The sequence below is a fragment of the Streptomyces turgidiscabies Car8 genome (assembly GCF_000331005.1).
Classification (GTDB): Bacteria; Actinomycetota; Actinomycetes; order Streptomycetales; family Streptomycetaceae; genus Streptomyces; species Streptomyces turgidiscabies.
The window spans coordinates 175,635-192,611 of sequence record NZ_AEJB01000361.1 but is presented as its reverse complement, the minus strand read 5'-3'; the positions used below and the strand labels follow the sequence as shown (position 1 = coordinate 192,611).

The 16,977-nt window shown below is 66.7% G+C and carries 21 protein-coding genes; 18 read left to right on the top strand and 3 right to left on the bottom strand.

Features of this window, described 5'->3' with window-relative positions:
* Window positions 1-114 precede the first annotated feature (114 nt).
* The 18 genes from STRTUCAR8_RS24825 to STRTUCAR8_RS24735 all read left to right on the top strand — a co-directional run bounded on the left by STRTUCAR8_RS24825 (window position 115) and on the right by STRTUCAR8_RS24735 (window position 14,228).
* Window positions 115-2,913: a UvrD-helicase domain-containing protein gene (locus STRTUCAR8_RS24825; protein WP_006379206.1), complete on the top strand. Its 2,799-nt coding sequence runs from the start codon at window positions 115-117 to the stop codon at window positions 2,911-2,913.
* Window positions 2,914-3,199: 286 nt separating this feature from the next.
* A complete protein-coding gene (locus STRTUCAR8_RS24815; protein WP_006378990.1) occupies window positions 3,200-3,613 on the top strand; it encodes an SsgA family sporulation/cell division regulator in 414 nt (137 codons plus the stop codon).
* Between the two features lie 149 nt (window positions 3,614-3,762).
* On the top strand, window positions 3,763-4,158 hold the full coding sequence (locus STRTUCAR8_RS55765; RefSeq protein WP_078507328.1) for a vWA domain-containing protein: 396 nt from the start codon (window positions 3,763-3,765) through the stop codon (window positions 4,156-4,158).
* A complete protein-coding gene (locus STRTUCAR8_RS24805; protein WP_048818813.1) occupies window positions 4,085-5,167 on the top strand; it encodes an AAA family ATPase in 1,083 nt (360 codons plus the stop codon). The genes STRTUCAR8_RS55765 and STRTUCAR8_RS24805 overlap by 74 nt, the downstream gene beginning before the upstream one ends.
* Before the next feature lie 96 nt (window positions 5,168-5,263).
* Complete coding sequence (locus tag STRTUCAR8_RS52665; RefSeq protein WP_006379173.1) at window positions 5,264-5,434, top strand: hypothetical protein; 171 nt, start codon at window positions 5,264-5,266, stop codon at window positions 5,432-5,434.
* A 5-nt stretch (window positions 5,435-5,439) separates the two neighbouring features.
* On the top strand, window positions 5,440-5,886 hold the full coding sequence (locus STRTUCAR8_RS55760; RefSeq protein ID WP_078507301.1) for an HNH endonuclease: 447 nt from the start codon (window positions 5,440-5,442) through the stop codon (window positions 5,884-5,886).
* A 109-nt stretch (window positions 5,887-5,995) separates the two neighbouring features.
* On the top strand, window positions 5,996-7,273 hold the full coding sequence (locus STRTUCAR8_RS24795; protein WP_006378756.1) for a hypothetical protein: 1,278 nt from the start codon (window positions 5,996-5,998) through the stop codon (window positions 7,271-7,273).
* 643 nt (window positions 7,274-7,916) lie between these two features.
* Window positions 7,917-8,369 (top strand): helix-turn-helix domain-containing protein, encoded by a 453-nt coding sequence (locus tag STRTUCAR8_RS55755; protein WP_006378846.1) that lies wholly within the window; start codon window positions 7,917-7,919, stop codon window positions 8,367-8,369.
* Between the two features lie 140 nt (window positions 8,370-8,509).
* Complete coding sequence (locus STRTUCAR8_RS24785; protein WP_006378770.1) at window positions 8,510-8,704, top strand: hypothetical protein; 195 nt, start codon at window positions 8,510-8,512, stop codon at window positions 8,702-8,704.
* Window positions 8,705-8,928: 224 nt separating this feature from the next.
* Window positions 8,929-9,618 (top strand): hypothetical protein, encoded by a 690-nt coding sequence (locus STRTUCAR8_RS24780; RefSeq protein ID WP_006379118.1) that lies wholly within the window; start codon window positions 8,929-8,931, stop codon window positions 9,616-9,618.
* Between the two features lie 13 nt (window positions 9,619-9,631).
* Window positions 9,632-9,940 carry a hypothetical protein gene (locus STRTUCAR8_RS24775; protein WP_006378703.1) on the top strand — a complete coding sequence of 103 codons (309 nt, stop codon included), beginning with the start codon at window positions 9,632-9,634 and terminating at the stop codon, window positions 9,938-9,940.
* A gap of 234 nt (window positions 9,941-10,174) precedes the next feature.
* Entirely contained in the window at window positions 10,175-10,807 is a 633-nt protein-coding gene (locus STRTUCAR8_RS24770; RefSeq protein WP_006378989.1) for a hypothetical protein, read from the top strand.
* Window positions 10,808-11,472: 665 nt separating this feature from the next.
* Window positions 11,473-11,871: a hypothetical protein gene (locus STRTUCAR8_RS24760; RefSeq protein ID WP_158697436.1), complete on the top strand. Its 399-nt coding sequence runs from the start codon at window positions 11,473-11,475 to the stop codon at window positions 11,869-11,871.
* Between the two features lie 128 nt (window positions 11,872-11,999).
* Window positions 12,000-12,350 carry a hypothetical protein gene (locus STRTUCAR8_RS24755; RefSeq protein WP_006379046.1) on the top strand — a complete coding sequence of 117 codons (351 nt, stop codon included), beginning with the start codon at window positions 12,000-12,002 and terminating at the stop codon, window positions 12,348-12,350.
* A 282-nt stretch (window positions 12,351-12,632) separates the two neighbouring features.
* A complete protein-coding gene (locus tag STRTUCAR8_RS24750) occupies window positions 12,633-13,040 on the top strand; it encodes a hypothetical protein (protein WP_006378609.1) in 408 nt (135 codons plus the stop codon).
* The gene (locus tag STRTUCAR8_RS24745; RefSeq protein ID WP_006378915.1) at window positions 13,033-13,545 is read left to right on the top strand and encodes a hypothetical protein; all 513 of its coding nucleotides are present in this window, start codon (window positions 13,033-13,035) and stop codon (window positions 13,543-13,545) included. Before STRTUCAR8_RS24750 ends, STRTUCAR8_RS24745 begins: the two co-directional genes overlap by 8 nt.
* Before the next feature lie 228 nt (window positions 13,546-13,773).
* Window positions 13,774-13,962 (top strand): hypothetical protein, encoded by a 189-nt coding sequence (locus STRTUCAR8_RS24740; RefSeq protein WP_006378692.1) that lies wholly within the window; start codon window positions 13,774-13,776, stop codon window positions 13,960-13,962.
* Between the two features lie 23 nt (window positions 13,963-13,985).
* Complete coding sequence (locus STRTUCAR8_RS24735; protein ID WP_158697434.1) at window positions 13,986-14,228, top strand: hypothetical protein; 243 nt, start codon at window positions 13,986-13,988, stop codon at window positions 14,226-14,228.
* Between the two features lie 91 nt (window positions 14,229-14,319).
* Here STRTUCAR8_RS24735 and STRTUCAR8_RS24730 read toward each other — a convergent pair whose 3' ends face one another.
* The 3 genes from STRTUCAR8_RS24730 to STRTUCAR8_RS24720 form a co-directional block, all read right to left on the bottom strand.
* Window positions 14,320-14,703, bottom strand: a complete 384-nt coding sequence (locus STRTUCAR8_RS24730) for an HU family DNA-binding protein (RefSeq protein ID WP_006378618.1) — start codon at window positions 14,701-14,703, stop codon at window positions 14,320-14,322.
* A gap of 133 nt (window positions 14,704-14,836) precedes the next feature.
* Window positions 14,837-15,202, bottom strand: coding sequence for a hypothetical protein (locus STRTUCAR8_RS24725; protein ID WP_006379250.1), 366 nt, complete (start codon window positions 15,200-15,202; stop codon window positions 14,837-14,839).
* A gap of 35 nt (window positions 15,203-15,237) precedes the next feature.
* Window positions 15,238-16,977 (bottom strand): hypothetical protein, encoded by a 1,740-nt coding sequence (locus STRTUCAR8_RS24720; RefSeq protein WP_006378611.1) that lies wholly within the window; start codon window positions 16,975-16,977, stop codon window positions 15,238-15,240.

Here is a 16,977-nt window from a genome sequence, read left to right as displayed (position 1 = left end):
TTCGCTCACCTTCGAGCATTCGACTTGCTGTTAATATCTTGTCGGAATTGCTATGCGGCGTGATTCATGCCTTCTATCAATCCGCCTCTCAATCCACTCAAGAAAGGCAGCGACATGCCTGTCCTGCTTGATGACCTCGACCTCTCGGCCAATGCCGTTGCTCAGAAGGCCGTCGACCCGAAGTTCTTCTCCTCGAAGCTCACCGGCAACGGCAAGAAGATCGGCCTGCTCAACGAGTCCTTGCTGCCGATCAACACTGCCACCAACACCGCCTACGCCATGGCCACTGATATCGAGGTCAAGCAGAGCTCGACGCAGCATGACATCACCACGACGTCGATCCCGCTCGCGCCGATCACGCGCCGCGCTCTGAACGCCGGCGGGTCCTTCACCTTGCCGAGCCCGCACGCCGACGACCGCTTCGCTGTCGACACCGCGTCCAGCCGATTCGACGACTGGGACGTCGCCTTCGACATGACCCCGCAGGCGCTCGTGTTCTACGAGGACAAGTCCGGCGGCAAGTCCACGCGCGACCTCGTCATCCAGTACCGGATGGAGCTGTACTTCTTCAAGAATGGGCTGCCCGACCCGGAGTACGCGACCGCTGTCTCGCGCTCGGCCGGCTACGGCAACCACGACGCCGCCGTCTTCCTGCAGTGGGACACCAGCCCGCTGGAGAACGCCCGTGACTACGTCCAGGACGTGCTCACATCCGCCGGCCTGACGGCCTCCAACCTCGGCGATGAGTTTGACGAGTGGATGCGCCAGTACTCGATCTACGAGCGCATCACGCGCCTGGCCCAGATCTGGGACTCCGAGGTGATTGCCGACGAGGTCTGCCGCTACATCCAGGACATGCCCGCGGGCCCGACGGAGCAGCAGCTGAATATGCTCGCCGTCCAGCTGCGCTACCTGGAGAACTACAACGTCCCGCTGGAGGCCTACCGCCAGATCCACAAGCAGCTGGATGCGACCTTCTCCGACCGGATCGCCACGAAGCTGTCGAAGCAGAACCTCAGCCTGCTGATGAACCGCACGCTCGACCACCTGGAGCAGATGAAGCCTCAGCTGATCGTGCCTGCGCAGCCGGCCACGCCTCCGAATCTGCCGCCCCACCTGTCCAAGCAGCAGCTCGACGCGCTCACCACGCACGAGCCGCTGGTGATGACGCAGGCGGGAGCCGGCACCGGCAAGTCGACCGTGATCCTCGAACGGATTAAGTACCTCGAAGCCTGCGGCGTCCCCGCCTCGGACATCACGGTGCTCTCGTTCACCAACGCCGCAGCCGACAACATCACGGAGAAGAACCCGGACGTCGGCTCGATGACGATCGCCAAGATGATCATCGACATCTACTCGATGAACCACCCGAGGCACAAGGTCTCGGCCATCGACACCATCATCAACTCGATCGACATCTTCTACCCGAACAGCCAGTTCGCGGCGACGTTCCGCCACCGCCTGCTGGAGGTCGACCAGAACAGGACCGGTGCCTTCACGGCCCTGAACACCTTCGTCGAGAGCCACTTCGACGAGGTGATCGCCCTGCTCGACCGCATCGAGCAGACGTCGCTGGAGCTGCAGATCATCATCTGCTACCAGAAGATCGACGACATGGCCGAGCCGGCCCACGTGCAGTCGAAGTACCTCATCATCGACGAGGTGCAGGACAACAGCGTGTTTGAGTTCATCTACGTGCTGAAGTACATCACCAAGCACGCTCAGTCCCTGTTCATCGTCGGCGATGCCTCGCAGACGCTGTACGAGTTCCGCTCAGCGAACCCGCGCGCGCTCAACACGCTGGAGGGCTCGGGGGTCTTCGCGACTTTCAAGCTCACGACGAACTACCGGAGCAACCAGGAGATCCTGGACTTCGCGAACGTCGTGCTCGGCGGCCTGGAGACCAACCAGTTCGCCAACATCCAGCTGCAGGCGAACTCGCTCGCCATGCCTACGGCCGACTCGTTCCAGGAGAAGGTCACCCTGGAGTACCGCGAGGTGGCCAGACTCACCGGGTTCGTCACCCAGGACCTGCAGGCGATCGTGCGTAACACGGTCATCCCCGACTACGTGGACAAGTGCCTGGACCGGGGCGAGCAGGTGGCTTTCCTGGCCTACTCGCGCCGCGAGGTGTCCTTGATCCAGGATGTGCTCGAAAAGCGCTACCCGGACCGCCACGTCGCCTCTCTGGTCAGCGATCGGGTCTACGCCACGGACATCTTCTCGAAGTACATCAAGTTCTTCTGGAACGACGTCCTGCAGGCACCGCCGGCCAACGCCGCGTTCGTGGTCTCCCAGGGGATCAAGGACAACATGGGCAAGCTGACAAAGAACGCTGCCAACGCCAACGTTGAGAAGGCGATCCTGCGCACGATCTCCGAGTGGTGGATCGAGAACAGCGCGACCATCAACGGCTGGGTCACGCTCTGCCACCAGGGCACGCTCACGCACGTGGCGTTCTTCGATCGGCTGCGCGACAACCTGCTCTCCTTCGAGATTCGGCGGAACCAGCAGAAGCTGAACATCAACAAGCAGAAGAACCAGGAGCGCAAGCGGAAGAACCTCGAGTCCAAGGCCGACCTGGTCGTTTCGACGATCCACGGTGCCAAGGGTCTCGAATTCGACAACGTTGTCGTCCTCTACAGGGAGGACACGAAGATGACCCAGGACGTCAAGCGGATGTTCTACGTCGCCTTTACCCGTGCCATGAAGAGCCAGTACGTACTCGGCTACGGCACCGTGAAGAACCCGCCGATCCAGAGCAGTTACGAGCAGATCGTGACGGCTCTGACCGAGCGCGACAAGAGGAACGCCGCTCGCGCCCTCGGCATCGATCCGGACCTCTTGGACGACAACGACAGCGCTGCTCCCGGCAACACCGAAGATCGCTCTGCGGTCACTGCGGCCGTCTGACCAACCGCCGCCACCCCATGCCGCAGGGGCGGGTGTTCTCGACGAGCGAGACACCCGCCCCTGCGGTCTTCCGCATTGCACAAACCTACCTCGTCCAATGGGCCATCCAGGGCGAGGTCCTCTTCGCCATCAACGCCCTGGCAGAACGCCAGGCGCAGCAAGCCGCACCCGCCATGTCCCCCTCCCGCACAGCGACCTAGCTAGGCGGAACGGCGGTGTTTGAGCAGCGCCGGGCCTTGCCTCCCGCCTCCACCACGCTTTCCCGCCGAAGAACAGGAATCCACCCATGGACTTTCCCGGCCTGGAACTGAAGATCCGCATGACGCTCGTGGCCGGCCCGGACGCGCGTGTCTTCGTCCCCGTGCGGCTGTACTACACGGACTCCGACCCGTACGCGGTGCAGTTCTCCTTTGACGTCACGCCTGACGAGGTGGTCCGGTGGACGTTCGCCCGGGAACTGCTCGACCAGGGCCTCATCACACCCGCTGGCATCGGGGACGTGAAGATCACTCCGATCGGTCCTCACCGAAACCGCTGCTTCAGCATCGAACTGGAATCCCCCGGCGGATACGCCTGCCTTGAAGGGCCGGCAGCTTCCGTGAAGGCATGGCTCGCCAAGACCTTCGAGGTCGTCCCCGCAGGCCGGGAGTCTGAAACCGTCGATATCGACAGCTTCCTCGACGAGCTTTTGACCCACTGAGCCAAGCACCGCCCCGCACGCCCGCAACGGGCCCAGCGCAAGAAGACCCGCGCCGCCATGTCCCACGAGCGGCGCGCAGCGGCCTCCGCAAAAGCGGCGGCCTCGGCGACCGCGCCGCCGTCTACCTCGTGATCGACCGCTCCTACTTCATGAAGAACTACTTCACCGACGGCACCGTCCAGCGGCTGAGCGACCAGATCCTCAGCCTGTCGGCACACCTCGACGACGACGGCAAGGTCCCGGTCGGCGCGGCTTCTTCTCCGGCGGAATACACACCCTCACGCGAGGCGGCTTGTTCCGCCGCTCCCAGAGTTTCGTCGTCGTCGCACTCGGCGCTCACCAGGGTCGCATCGCGGAGCTGCACAACTCCCTGGGGCACCTCCCTATTGCCCTCGGACAACAGGGGGCTTCCGATCCGCTGGTCCGCCGCCATCTCCATCCACTCAACTCCCGCGAAAGCGAGAAGTCTTCATGCCCGCATCCACGATCGTCGCCTCCGGCGGGGAGTTCCGCCTCTACGGGGACTCCGTGCAGACCTTCGCTGACCTGCCCGTGGCCACCTACACGATCGCCTTCTCTCAGACGACCGGCTACAGCCTGCGCCAGACGGAGCCGCTGGCATGCGCCGGAGAGACCGTCTATGGCAGCCACGCCTCCCGTGTACGGAGGATCGTCACCGGCTACTCCGCCATGGACCGCTCGCTCGGCGTCATCCTCTCCGGCGACAAGGGCATGGGTAAGAGCCTCATGCTCCGCCTGCTCGCCGAGCGGATGCGCGAGGAGCACCACCTGCCCACCGTGCTCGTACACCACGACACACCGGGGCTGGCAGCCTTCCTCGACGAGCTGGGCGAAGTCGTCGTCGTCTTCGACGAGTTCGAGAAGATCTTCTCCAACGAGGACGACGAGTCGCAGAACCAGTTCCTGAGTCTGTTCGACGGGCTGAGCACGACGAAGCGCCTCTACGTCCTGTCGGTCAACGAGCTGCACCGCGTCAACGACTACATGCTCAACCGCCCCGGCCGCTTCCACTACCACATGCGCTTCGCCTACCCCGAGCCCGAGACGGTGGCCACCTACCTGCGCGACCAGGTGCCCGGAGTAGCCGAGAAGCAAGTGGCCGAGATCGTCGACTTCTCCCGGAAGTACGACATCAACTTCGACCACCTGCGGGCGATCGCCTTCGAGCTGCGTCTGGGAGAGTCGTTCGCCGAGGTGATCGGTGACCTGAATATCAAGCGCAGCGAGCACACCGGCTCGCGGATCGAGGCCCACATCACCTGGAAGAACGGCGACACCGACGTCTTCGACGGTCGTGTCGATCTGTTCAACAGCGACAGCCTGCAGACCATCAACGACTGGGACACCGGCATCGGGCTGCAGTTCCGCATGCGCGACGCCGTCCCGTCCGAGGACGGCTACCAGCTCCCGGATGGTGCCTTCACGCTCACCGACCTCCGTGACGAGGACGACAGGTCGCCCGACGACGAGAAGGACCTGCGTGCCGCCGCGGTGATCCTGCGCCGTCCCCCGAAGTACTCCATCGACTTCTGAGGACGCCCCCATCTGAACCGCCGAGGCGCCACTCCAGTCTCCTCGGCGGTTCGCTGTCCGGCTCACGCGTTCCTGTACAGAAAGCAGCCTTCGACCATGCCCGAGTACCGCATCGTCTCCGAGCCCCGCCCCGGCGCAGAGCATCGTGAGCCCCGAAGGGCCAACCTTTACCTCGGCAAGGTCAGTCTCGTCACGGCCATCGACTCCGAGGATCTGTTCCGGGTGACCAGGCGTGAGCTGATCTCCTTCGGCAACGACCTGCACTGAGCGCTATGCAGCCAGATCCGACTGTGCTGCTCGCCTGCCTGGCCGTCGCTGCGCTCGGTGTCCTGTGTCTCGCCATCGGCGTTGGCCGTAAGCGGCGTTGGCGTGATCCCACCCGGCTCTTCAGCTGGCCCCAGAAGCAGCAGCTCATCCGCCAGGCCAACGGCCGGTGCGAGCACAAGCCGCCCCTCTGGTTCCGGTGCCCGGCACCGGGAACTGAGGCCGATCACATACACCCCTGGAGCCGCGGCGGGGCGACTGAACTGTGGAACGGCCAGATGCTCTGCCGCCGGCACAACCGGCGGAAGTCCAACCGTGTGCCGAGCCCCTCTACCGCTGGCGTCTCGCGCGCCGGCGCAAGAGATACGCGGACGACTCCTGGAGCCGTCGCGACTCGTTCGGCCGTTACGAGCGCGAGGAGTACGAGGTCGGAATGCGCAGGGCCTCGGAACTGATCGACCCCGCCGAGGACGGCGGCCCGAATCCGTCACAGCTCCAGTGCTCGCAGCACAACGGCTTCGGCCCCTGCCCCGGCGCCCCCTACTGCACTCCGAAGGATTCCTGATGACCGACCCTGACCTCCGTGCGGCAGCCGCCTATGACCTGAAGATGCCGCGCCTGGAGGATACCCGGGTGATCTCCGCCCCAGGGGCCGCAGGAGACAGCGACGGCTATCCGGCCGCGCCGGAGCTGGAGGCACTGATCGGCGAAGGAATCCGCCCCGTGACGGTGTGGACCGCTGTCGCCCTGACCGCCCTGGGCGTCTGCGACCTCACACACCTGCCCAGCTGGCGCGACCGCGCGCAGTGGTTGCTGCGTAACCCCGACGCCCTGCGCCAGGCCGTGGCCGACCTGAACTCGCAGGGCCACACTCATCTGGTTGTCTTCGACAGCTTGGACCGTCTCCACCCCGATCAGCGCATTACGGACCGCCTCGCCTCCGGAGTCCTCCAGCTCGCTGCCGACCTGGCCCGCCTCGGGCCGCGCGTGAGGGCGAAGGTCTTCCTACGCCCCGACACCCTCGACGCGGCCCTGTGGGCGCTCAGGTCCGAGGCCCGACGTGCTCTGCGTACGACCGACTTGAACTGGAGCACGCCGGACCACTGGGGCCAGGTGACCGGAACGCACCTCTACGGGCTGTTCTTCCAGCTCCTGGCGAACCACCCCAGTGAAGGTGCCGCCGCCTTCCGTTCTCTGACCCCGGGCTGGAGGCTCACCCCCGACGGTCGCTTCAGCGCGCCCGAGCAACTGACCTCCGATCCCGCCGCGCAAGATCGCCTCTTCACCGTGATCGCGGACCCGTACATGGGCGCGACCGCCCGCAAGGGCTCCACGTACCGGTTCATGCTCACGTATCTCCAGGACGGTGTCGGCGGACTCAGCCCGCGCCCGTTCCTCATCGCACTGAGGCAGGCCGTGCGCCACGCCCTGGACGATCACCCCGACCACCCGCGCGCCCTTCACCACCGGGACATCCGCCGGGGCGTGCCGGAGGGAGCGCGTGCCCGCGCCGCAGAAGTCGAGCAGGCCATGCCATGGGTGCGGGCGGCACTCGCTCCGCTGGCCGGGCAGCAGCTGCCGATCGAATCCGACCAGGTCATCGCCCAGTGGGACCACGCGTGCCTGCCAGACCGTCTTCGCCGTCTCGGCTCCCGCACGGCGGACCCGTACCCCGGCGGCATGCGGCACCTAGCCCGCTACCACGACCTCCTCGAAGAGCTCACTGCTGCTGGCGTCGTGCACCCCAGTACCGATGGGTCCTGGGACATGCCCGATCCGTTCCGCATCGCGTACGGCCTGGGACGCCGAGGGAGCGTGAAGCCGGCCTCGGCCCCCGTCTAGCCCGGCTGAGGCGCGCCCGGACTCCGGCCACGCACCGGCACGCGCACCAGCTATCGCGCCGCTGCCCCGCCGCCGGATACCGACTAGCAGGGGTGCGCCTCCCGTCGGCTGCGCCAGGTGATCGCACAGCGTGAGCGCAGGCGCTGGTTGGCTCGGTTCCTGAAGCCGAAGGCGTTGCGTGCTTCGAACCGCGCATCACCCGCGCCCTCAAGGCCCTCGCCGAGGCGGCCCTTCCAGCCCGTGACGCTCGGCACCTTGCGGGCTGGAAGGGCCGCCGACGTTCGAGCGGTAGCCGCGTACGGCTGACGACCCGTGAGCGACCCCCGACTACGTCCCCGGCTCCCGGCCTCCGGCGGCCCCACCGCCCGCAGAGCACCACTTCGGCTAGCCGGGCACCGTACCCGTGGGCCGAGTGCAGGTGCACGCACGAGCCTCCGTGTGTGGCGGGCTGGATCGACACCGTCGAGCAGGAGCCCGAGCGCGGCGCCGACAGCCGACCGTACCCGGGACAGCCAGCCCGTCACCCACCAGACGAAACGCCCTTGTCCCAACTGCCGCCCCGAGGCGGCCCAAGCCCTGGCCGACTCGATGCCCACGCGCGGCCAGCAATTCTCGAAGTTCCGTGAGCGCAAGGAGCGCTGATATGTCCTTAGCCCAACCCACCGAGACGCGCCCCCCGACCTGGCGCGAGGAACTGACCCACGACCTGGCCGACGCCACAGAGAAGACGCGGGCGGCCTGGCTGTCGCAGCGCAACGTCGTCGCCACCTACCTGCGGGCCGTCATGCCCCACTTGGAGGCGGCGTTCCACCGGGGCAGGCGCGGCCACCTGCGCGACCTGGGGATGCTCCCGCCCTCGCTGACGCACCCGCTCACCGGCCGCGAGAAGCAGGTCATCGTCCGCGTGGCGCGCGGCATGTCCAACGCGAAGACCGGCGTGGACCTGTTCCTCTCCGAGGACACGATCAAGACCCACCTGCGGCGCATCTACAAGAAGACCGGCACGCACGACCGGGCCCACGCTGTCGCCCTCCTGCTGATCCGGGGCGACATCACGGCGGCCGACGTCCTGGAGCCCCTGGATGACGACCGTTGACGCCCCTCTCCCGCACCTGGCGCCCGCAGACAGCACCGAGCGCCCGGTCCACCTCGTCGAAATCCGGCGCCCCGACGACGAGTACCCAGCCGCTGCGCCGGCGGGCATGGTGCGGCGGCTGCCAGTTTCACAGCGCCACTGTGAACGCCTGGCCCCCGGACGGCTCGTATCCCATCGAGGCGACCACGCTCACCGACACCGCGGAGTTCCAGGACTTCTCATGGGGCCACGGGTACGAGCGCGAGATGCCGCTCGACACCCCCGCGAAGGAAGTGGCCGACGTCGTCCTCGCCACGCTCCCGGCCCAGGAGAAGCAGAGCGTGCTGGTCAGCTGAGCCCCGTACGGCAAGCCGGGGTCTCAGTTCAACGGAGGCCCCGGCTTCGTCATGCCGTCGTGCTCGCCGCCAGATCCACAACATCCCCCTGCACCTCAGAGGAAGCGCAGTACACCCGCCATGACCAAACCGACCAACCCTTACGCCCAGGCTTACTCGGACTTTCTGAGCGAGACCGCCGAGCACCAGGCCCAGCAGGCTGAGACCTCTGAGACGGTGCCGGCATGAGCCGCCGTCAAAACCAGGACCCAGCGATCGACGCGGAGCACGGCGGTGAGATCCACCCCGCCTTCGGCGTCGCGGTCGTGACGCGCAGGCATGGATCAGGCCGTTCGCTGTTCCAGTCCGACCTGCTCCACAACGAGACCGTCTCGCTCTCCGTCCACGAGGCCGTACGCAAGCGCGACCTTAACCACGACTGGGTCCATCCGGGCCGAGAGCTCGTGGAGATCGAGATGAGCCTCGCGCAGTGGGGCTCGCTCGTGTCCTCCATGGGGCTCGGCAGCGGCGTCCCGGTGACCATCCGGCGTACCGAGCACAACGCCTTCGTACCCGAGATCCCTCATCAGCCCCGCACCGCCGAGAACCTGCGAGAGGTTCGCGAGGTCACCGACCGGATGTACGCCCGCGTCAAGGCCGCCACGGCGGCATTGCACGAGGCGATCCACGAGAAGAAGGGAGTGAGGGCCACCAAGGAAGCACTCAACGCACTGGAGAACGCCGTCGCCGGTGCGGGTAGCAACGCCCAGTTCACCGTCGACTCACTCGTGGAGGCCGGCGAGCAGGTCGTCGCCCAGGCCCGCGCCGATATCGAGGCCCACGTCCTGGAGGTCGTCCGACTGACGGGTACCGAGCCCTCCATCGAAGCCTCGTCCTTCGATGCCCCGGCGCTGCCGGGGCCCGCTACCGGCTGAGAGGAGCCCACTGATGCCTGAACTCACCGTGCCCGACGAGCTGTTCGACGCCGATTTCTTCGCCTCCGACGAGCACAGGCTGGCCGACCGCTTCGACTGGATCATCCAGGACGGCCAGATCGTCCACGCTCCCGTCGTCGGCTGGACCTGGGCGTGCCCCAAGTGCGGCGAGTCCGGAACCCTGCCGGAGGACCCTGTTGCTCTCTTCCACAGTGCCTCTCCACACGGGAAACAGCAGGCAGCTGACCCGTTCGACACCCTCGTGCCGCTCCTGGTCTCCGTCGTGCGCGAGTTCCCTGGCTCTGCTCCGGGAGCCGACTGAAGCACCAGCCTCGATACGGAGGGACACCAGCCATGAACGCACTCACGACCACCGGGACGCCGTACACGGCCTGAGCTGCGCGCAGAGACCCCGCCCCGCCGCACCGGGCTCGTCCCTTCCCGACCGCGGGAGCAGGGTCCGCTTCAACTCCGGCCGATCAACCACGTTCACCGAGATCCCTCAACTGCCCGGTCTCTCCGTCGAACGCATCAATGACAGCGTGGAGGAGCCGTGATGGAGGAACAGAGGAGGCAGGAATTGCTGGACAGCCTGCCGGACGACCCGGTCAACGCCGAGCGGCCCCCGGAGTCCCTCCAGCAGAAGGCAGACCGGATCGCCTCTGTCACCGGCCATCCCACCGAGGACGACATCACCCTGCCATCCCAAATGGAGCGCCTGGCCGACCAGCTGGCCCGTCAGTACGACTACCGGCCCCTGGCCGAGCTCGAGCAGGAAGACCCCGAACGCGCCCAGGAACACCGGGACGCGGCCGCGCACCTGGCGCCGTGGATCCAGGAGTGCCCCCGCGAGGAACGCCGTGCCGCCTTTGGCCGCGGCTTCGACAAGGGCAAGGAACGCCAGAAGCTGCGCACTGCCGGCGACGTACGCCGTCTCAAGGATGAGGTGGCCGAACTACAGCAGGACCGTGACCCGGACGGACTGCGGGCTCGTATCCGGGACCTGGAGTACGCGCTGGATGGCTGGGACCGCCTCATGACCGGCCGGGTCATCCTGCGGCCGGACGCGCCAGCGGACTGGAAGACGCAGGCCGCGGAGTATCTGGCCAAGTTGACCGCGGTACAGCGGGAACTTGCCGTGCTGAAGGGCGTGCAGCCATCCAACGCCACCCGGAGCAGCTCGTCGTGACCGAAGGCGCCTTGTGAGCCGGCGGTGCGCGGCTGGCCCCCATGGGGCAGTGTCGGCGCACCCCACCCAGTGAGAGGGAACTCGAGCATGCCCAACGCTGAACTCGCTGCCCGTATCCGGACCGCAATCGTCACTCGTCCCCGCCACTACGACACGGCCGTTTGGCTCCGCTGAACCAGCCTGCTCCGCCCGGACACCCCGCTCGGCAGCACCGGCCCCTGTCCAGGACGACCCTGTGCGTCGCCGGATACGCCGCCCACTTAACCGGCCACGCCCTCGAAGTCGTCCACGGTCCGTCCGACTCCCACGGCAGCCGCGCCACCCACACCGTCGCCCACAAGCCCGGCAGCCATGCCCTGCCAGTCCGGGGCGTCGCCAAGGGGGAACGGCACCTGACCGGCAACGACGTCGGACGGCTCTTCGCCTCCTGCACCGCGGCAAGCACCGTGCTTGCCGCGCTCGGCCAACTCGCGGGTGGTGCACGCCGAATCGACTGGGCGGCGATCCAGCAGTAGCCGCCCGTCCCGGCCGAGCCGGGACGGCGCGTCTTCGGGTTCGTGCGCAGCAATCACCCGGACGCCGACTGGGCCTCGACCGCGCTCTGTGAGACCACCTTCCCCTTCTGAACCCCCTTCCAGACCGACGCTTCCCTGGCCGTCGGTGCCGTGCTCCCGGCAGGGAGCGAGCCGTACGTCCCGGCGCCGGGCACGGAGTACCCGTTCAGCGTGTCCGACATCGCCCGCACCACCGCCCACCTTCTCGGAGGCAGATGGAGCGCCCAGTCCGACAGTTGGGGCACGACCGGCAGGCTCTCTGGCCCGCGCGCGGCGAAGTTCACGTTCCTCGTGGACGAGGAAGGCGACCTGGTCATCGAGTTCTGGGGCTCCACCGACGACTTCTTCGAGGATACGGAGCTGCCGAAGCGGGTGCTCGACTGCGACGCGGGGGTCTACCTCGAAGGGGCCTGTGCCGGTGACGGATTGGAAGCGCTCGCCGAGCTGGCCGCCGCTTCCATCCGCGCCGTCACCGGCAACGATACGCAACCTGCCCGCACAGCGCCGTAAGCCCGCGCCTCATCCGCACTCGCCCCCGCTCTCGGCTCCCGCCCCCGGGTGCTGCGTGTTGCAGGGCTTGCCCAGCCCACACGCAAGGTCGCACCTGCTCAACCCACTATGGACCTGAAGGAGACATCGTGACCGTTACCGACCCTGCATCCTCCGCGGGCGCCTACCTGCTCAACGCCCTGCAGGCAGCGGGATGGACCGCCGTCGAGGACGGCGACAGGGCCAGCGACTACGTCGAGCTTCCCTTCGGCACCGGCGGGGGAGTCATCCAGGTGACCGCCAGCGGCGCCCACGAGAGCGAACTCGCGTACCCGCCCGCCGAGCACGCCGGATGGCACGCCGTCTGCTACCCCGACGGCTACGCCGGTGACCTCCCCGGTGACGCCTTCTATCCCGCCGGGATTCCGGACCTTGCCGAGGACACCGCCCGCCTGATCACCGCGATCCGCATCGCGATCACCCGGCACACCACCCGCTGACCCGCACACGCGTCATCACCGCATCCGATGGCCCTGTGGCGCTCACCGGCATCGTCTGCCTGCAAGTCGACGAGGGGAACTTCTGAAGTCACGACCGTCCATCCACCAGGGCCCGCGCCCCGGCTCCGCACCACGCGGCACTGGGGCGCGGGTCTCTTCTTTCTCCTAACCGCACCACCTCTCAACGGCGGAGTGATCGGCCATTCAATGCCCTTATTGACTCGGCAACACGGTCGTATGCGAGTCGATGACAAGTTATTCCCGACTGATTAGGCTGAAGCTATGACTCACAACAGCAACGCTCACGACAACGGCACTCCCGACGCCGAGCTCCCGAAGTTCTCCGTCAATGTCATCCCGACCGACCAGCTCAGGCGCGAGGACCTCGCCACGATGCTGAACCTCTATCGCCGCGGCGAGATCACGCCGCTGATCTTCGGGGACGGCAACAAGCCCGAGGCCGCGATCATCCCCTTCGCCGCGTTCGTGCGCCTCATGAAGTACGACCACGCGGCCCACGTCCACGCTGAGGCTGCTTTCCAGGCCGAGCTCTCCCGTCGCATCCAGGAGTCCGACGCTTCCAGCGAGGCGAGCATGACCATCGAAGAGCTCGCCGAGAGCCTTGGCCCGCTCGGTCAGCAGTGGGCGGATGCGCATCGTGCGGCCCAGCAGGAGAAGCGTGATGAGTGAGCGTCGGTCTCCCGTCCGCCTTCTGCCGACGACCGGTCTCAAGGAGGACCTCCAGACGCTTCACGACGCCGCGGTGATGCACCCTCATGGACCGGAGGACCGGCTCCTGCGCGTGGCTCTCAACCAGCTGGGCCGGATCCAGCAGGGCGCGCCGAGCACGCACCCGCTGGAGTACATGCCCAGTTATCCCGACCTCTCTGATTGCGAGACCACGTACGTCGGCGCGGATCCGAATGCGAAGCCCTCGCACCGGATCGTCTGGCGGGAGCGCGCGCCCCAGCGCCCGGGTGAGCCCGTCACCCGCGAGATCATCGCCCTGGGTGAACGCGCGAACGGGCAGGCCTACTACATGGCCGGCCAGCGCCTCGGTCGCCCCGTGGGCTTCACTCTCGCCGAGCTGGCTGCGCAGCGCGAGCCGATCGCGAGTCCCTCACGACCCCGACAGCGCTCGATCAGCAGCTTCGGCACGCCATCCGCGGATGAGCCTGACCTCCAGTTCGAGTGACCTGTAATTCGCGATTCTTCTGACCATTGATGGTTTCTCATAGAATGGAAGTAATGGCTATTTGATAAGAGCGAGATGGTGGCGATGTACGACTACGAGCCAGTGACCCAGGCGGCAGCTCTGGATGCTGAACCCTAGTCCAGCACAACCGCGGGTCGCCGCCGGTGGATCAGTCCTCGTTGCGCCCTCTTCGTACGGCGCGGCATCGGACTGGCGATCGCCCTCGGCATGGCCTACGGCATCTTCCACGTCATCTTCCGCACTGAGGTGTTCGCCCCCGTGCTGGCCTACGTCGGACCCGTCAAGGACTTCATCGGCTGGGTGGTCGAGGACCCGGGGCGGGCCTGGATCGCGCTGGCGGCCCTCGTCATCCCGCACATCGGGCTGTACTACCTGCTCTTCGAGGACCGGAAGTAGGACGGGGCGTCATGTTCAGGACCATGTTCAATAGTGCTCGTGCCATCATCGCTCTCGGTCTGATCGGCGGCGTCAGTCTGGCGGTCATCGGCGGATGCGTCACCGGCTTCTTCGCCTCGATCGCGAGCACCGTCGCCGGCCTGCGGAACGACTTCATGGGCTGGATCAACTCGCCGCTGGGGTGGGAGCACCTCCTCGCCGGGGCTGGCGTGCTCATCGTCCCGGTCATCGTGCTCGTGCTGATCTTTGCCATCGCCGACGGCTGAGCGTCGCAACTGGGCTCGTTCCGCCATAAAGAGAACCCCCGTGATGCCTGTGCATCACGGGGGTTCTCTTTTTCTGCTGGCTCCTCGTTGCCTACGACGCGGCCCGTAGCTCACGATCCTCAATGACGTTCTCGAACTCGTCGGCATCCTCGATCATCCCGTTGGTCTCCGGTGAGATCTCGTCCTCATCGCCGCCGAGCCGGCGGTTGAAGCTGCTCGACGCGGAGAACTTCAGCACCACGTAGTCGTCGACGTTGCTCTTGCCGAAGCGCACCTTGTGGCCCTTGTGGTCCTGTCGGTAGAAGCGGCCGAAGCTCGTGAGCACGACCGTCTCTCCGCAGCTGACCGCGCCCGTGAGTTCGCCGAGCAGTGACTCGTACACCTTGTTCACCACCCGGATCGGCAACCCGCTGCGAGTCGCGACCCGAGAGATGAACTCGCGCTTACTGACACGCGGATTCGTCGTCGTCTCCATACCCACACCCTGTCCTGTCGTCCTTCATGACGCGGTTTCGCTGAGAAACCAGTCTATCGAAGATAGTAACGAGTCGAGAAGGAGAGGTGGGCTTATAGAGTGCCACTCGATACGCTTGTCTTGGCCCATTCGGCTAGAGCTCCAGATCCGGCTCGATCTCCTCCCGGTCGTCCTTGGGCTCGTAGTCGACCGACTCGATGATGTTCCGCGTGTTCGGATCGCGGCGCTGGTTCACGACCCTGTCGTGGGACTCCTCGAACCGCTGCTGCGCCGCTACGCGGTGGGCAGCATCGAGCTTCGCGCCGATGTTGCGCTCCCCGAACTCCATCATCGAGCCCAGCGCCGACTTCGTGCCCTGCTTGATCGCGTTGACGTTCGGCTTGTTCTGCGCCCGCTGCTGCTCCCATCGGCTCCGGTCCTCCGGCGTGACGTAGCCGAACATCCGCGCAAAACGTGAGCCGAACCTGACCTGCTGTCCCTCATTCTGTTCCTGGCTCATGGCCCTTCCTCCTGCTCCTTGTTCTCGGATCGCCTTCAGGCGGGCTGGTAGTCCTCGGAATCGGCCTCAGCGTTCGGGCTCTCGTTCTGCGGGCCGGCCTCCTGCTCGGACGACGGACCCGTAGGGCGCGACCGCGGCTTGAGCCGCTGCTCCTCGAAGAAGGCACCCGGGTCGTCGACCGCCGTCTGCAGCGTCTGCTGCCAGTTCTCCCCGAGGCTCCGCTTCAGCTCGGCCTCAAGATCCGGGTACTTCTCGTTCACCGCCTCCATCGCGTCGACGTAAGCGTTGGAGTAGACCCGCTGCTGCTCCTCGGGCGGCAGGCCGTCGATGTCCATGCTCGCGATCATCACCTCGGACTGGTCCAGGCGGTGCTGGAGCGTGTCGGGCAGTCCGCTGGTGTCCAGGCCCTGCTTCTGTGCCGCGAAGCCGACCAGGTAGCCGAGCATGTTGCCCCCGTAGCCCTCTTGGTCGCCGCGGCCCAGCGCGTCGAGCAGCGAGGTCTTCATCGTCTCGGCGAACTGGACCTGGTGGGCGTCCGCGTCCATGGGCCGGCGCAGCGTGAACATCCCGTCATCGGGCAGACGCTGACCCAGCTGGTCGTCGAACTCCCCGCTCCAGACCGTGCGGACCCGGTCGGAGCCTGCGATCCGCTCCTCGTGCGCGGGAGCCTTGACGATCCGGCCGTGGGCCACGCCGTTGAACATCGTGCGCAGCTCGGGCTCGTACTCCATCCGCTCGCCGATGATCATTCGCGCGCGCTGGACGACCTCCTGGCGCTCCAGGCCGTCTTCGCTCATCTGCTCGTGCAGCCGCTTGCGCATCGCCCGGTAGCTGTCGCGGATCAGGCCGGCGTCCGCGCCCGGCTCACGCATCTTCCAGAAGGCGTTCTCCATGAGCGCGACCTCGGTCATGGCTGCCGAGTCCGGGGTGAACATCTCCCGGTGGCCGCGCTCACGGTGCTGCATGGCGTCGAAGCGCTTGCGCCACTTCTTCGTCAGGTGGTCACGCGGATCGGTGCTGCCGATGAGGCGCTCGCGCCGGGCGTCGCTCGGCACGTCCTTGAAGATCCTCTGCCGGTGCGCGATGCCGCTCTCGGCAGAGGCGATCATGCCGCGGGTCCGGGTGTCGATGCGTTCCTGGATCTTGTCCTTGAGGGGCTGAAGGTAGCTGTCCATCTCCTTCTTGAAGTCCGGGGCGAGCATCCGCATCGTCATCACCATGCCGACGGCCTGGATGATCGAGTTGGCATTCACTCCGCGCGAGAGCGGCTTGAGACACGACTGCATCATCATCTGCATGTAGACGTGGTGCATGACGCCGAGCTCCTGCGTCCGTTCCTCGTCGTTGAAGCCGGGCACCAGCAGCTTCGAGTCACGCAGCGAGGCCATGTACTTCTCGCCGGCCAGCCGCGTCTCCGCCCGGAGCTTGAGCAGCTGCTCGCGCTGGTCCAGGCCCTCGGTCTCGTCCTCTGCCCGGTCGACGTCGATCCCGTGCACGCGCTCGCGGTCGGCCATCCGATCCTGTGTCTTCGCGCCGAAGAACCCGCGGGCGCGGTCCCGGAGCCGCTCGCGCCAGGCGCGCGAACCGTCTGCGTCCTCCGGTCCGGGCTCGTCGATCACCTCGGCGTCGATCGGCTCGTTCGAGCGCGAGTCCCAGTAGGCGTATGCGCTGCTCTGCGGCTCGTCGGCCTGCTGCCGATCGTCGTCCACCGGAAGCTTCTTGGCCGCGCGCGGGCGGCCCGCAGGGCCCGTTCCCAGTTCCTTGTGCTGTGCCAT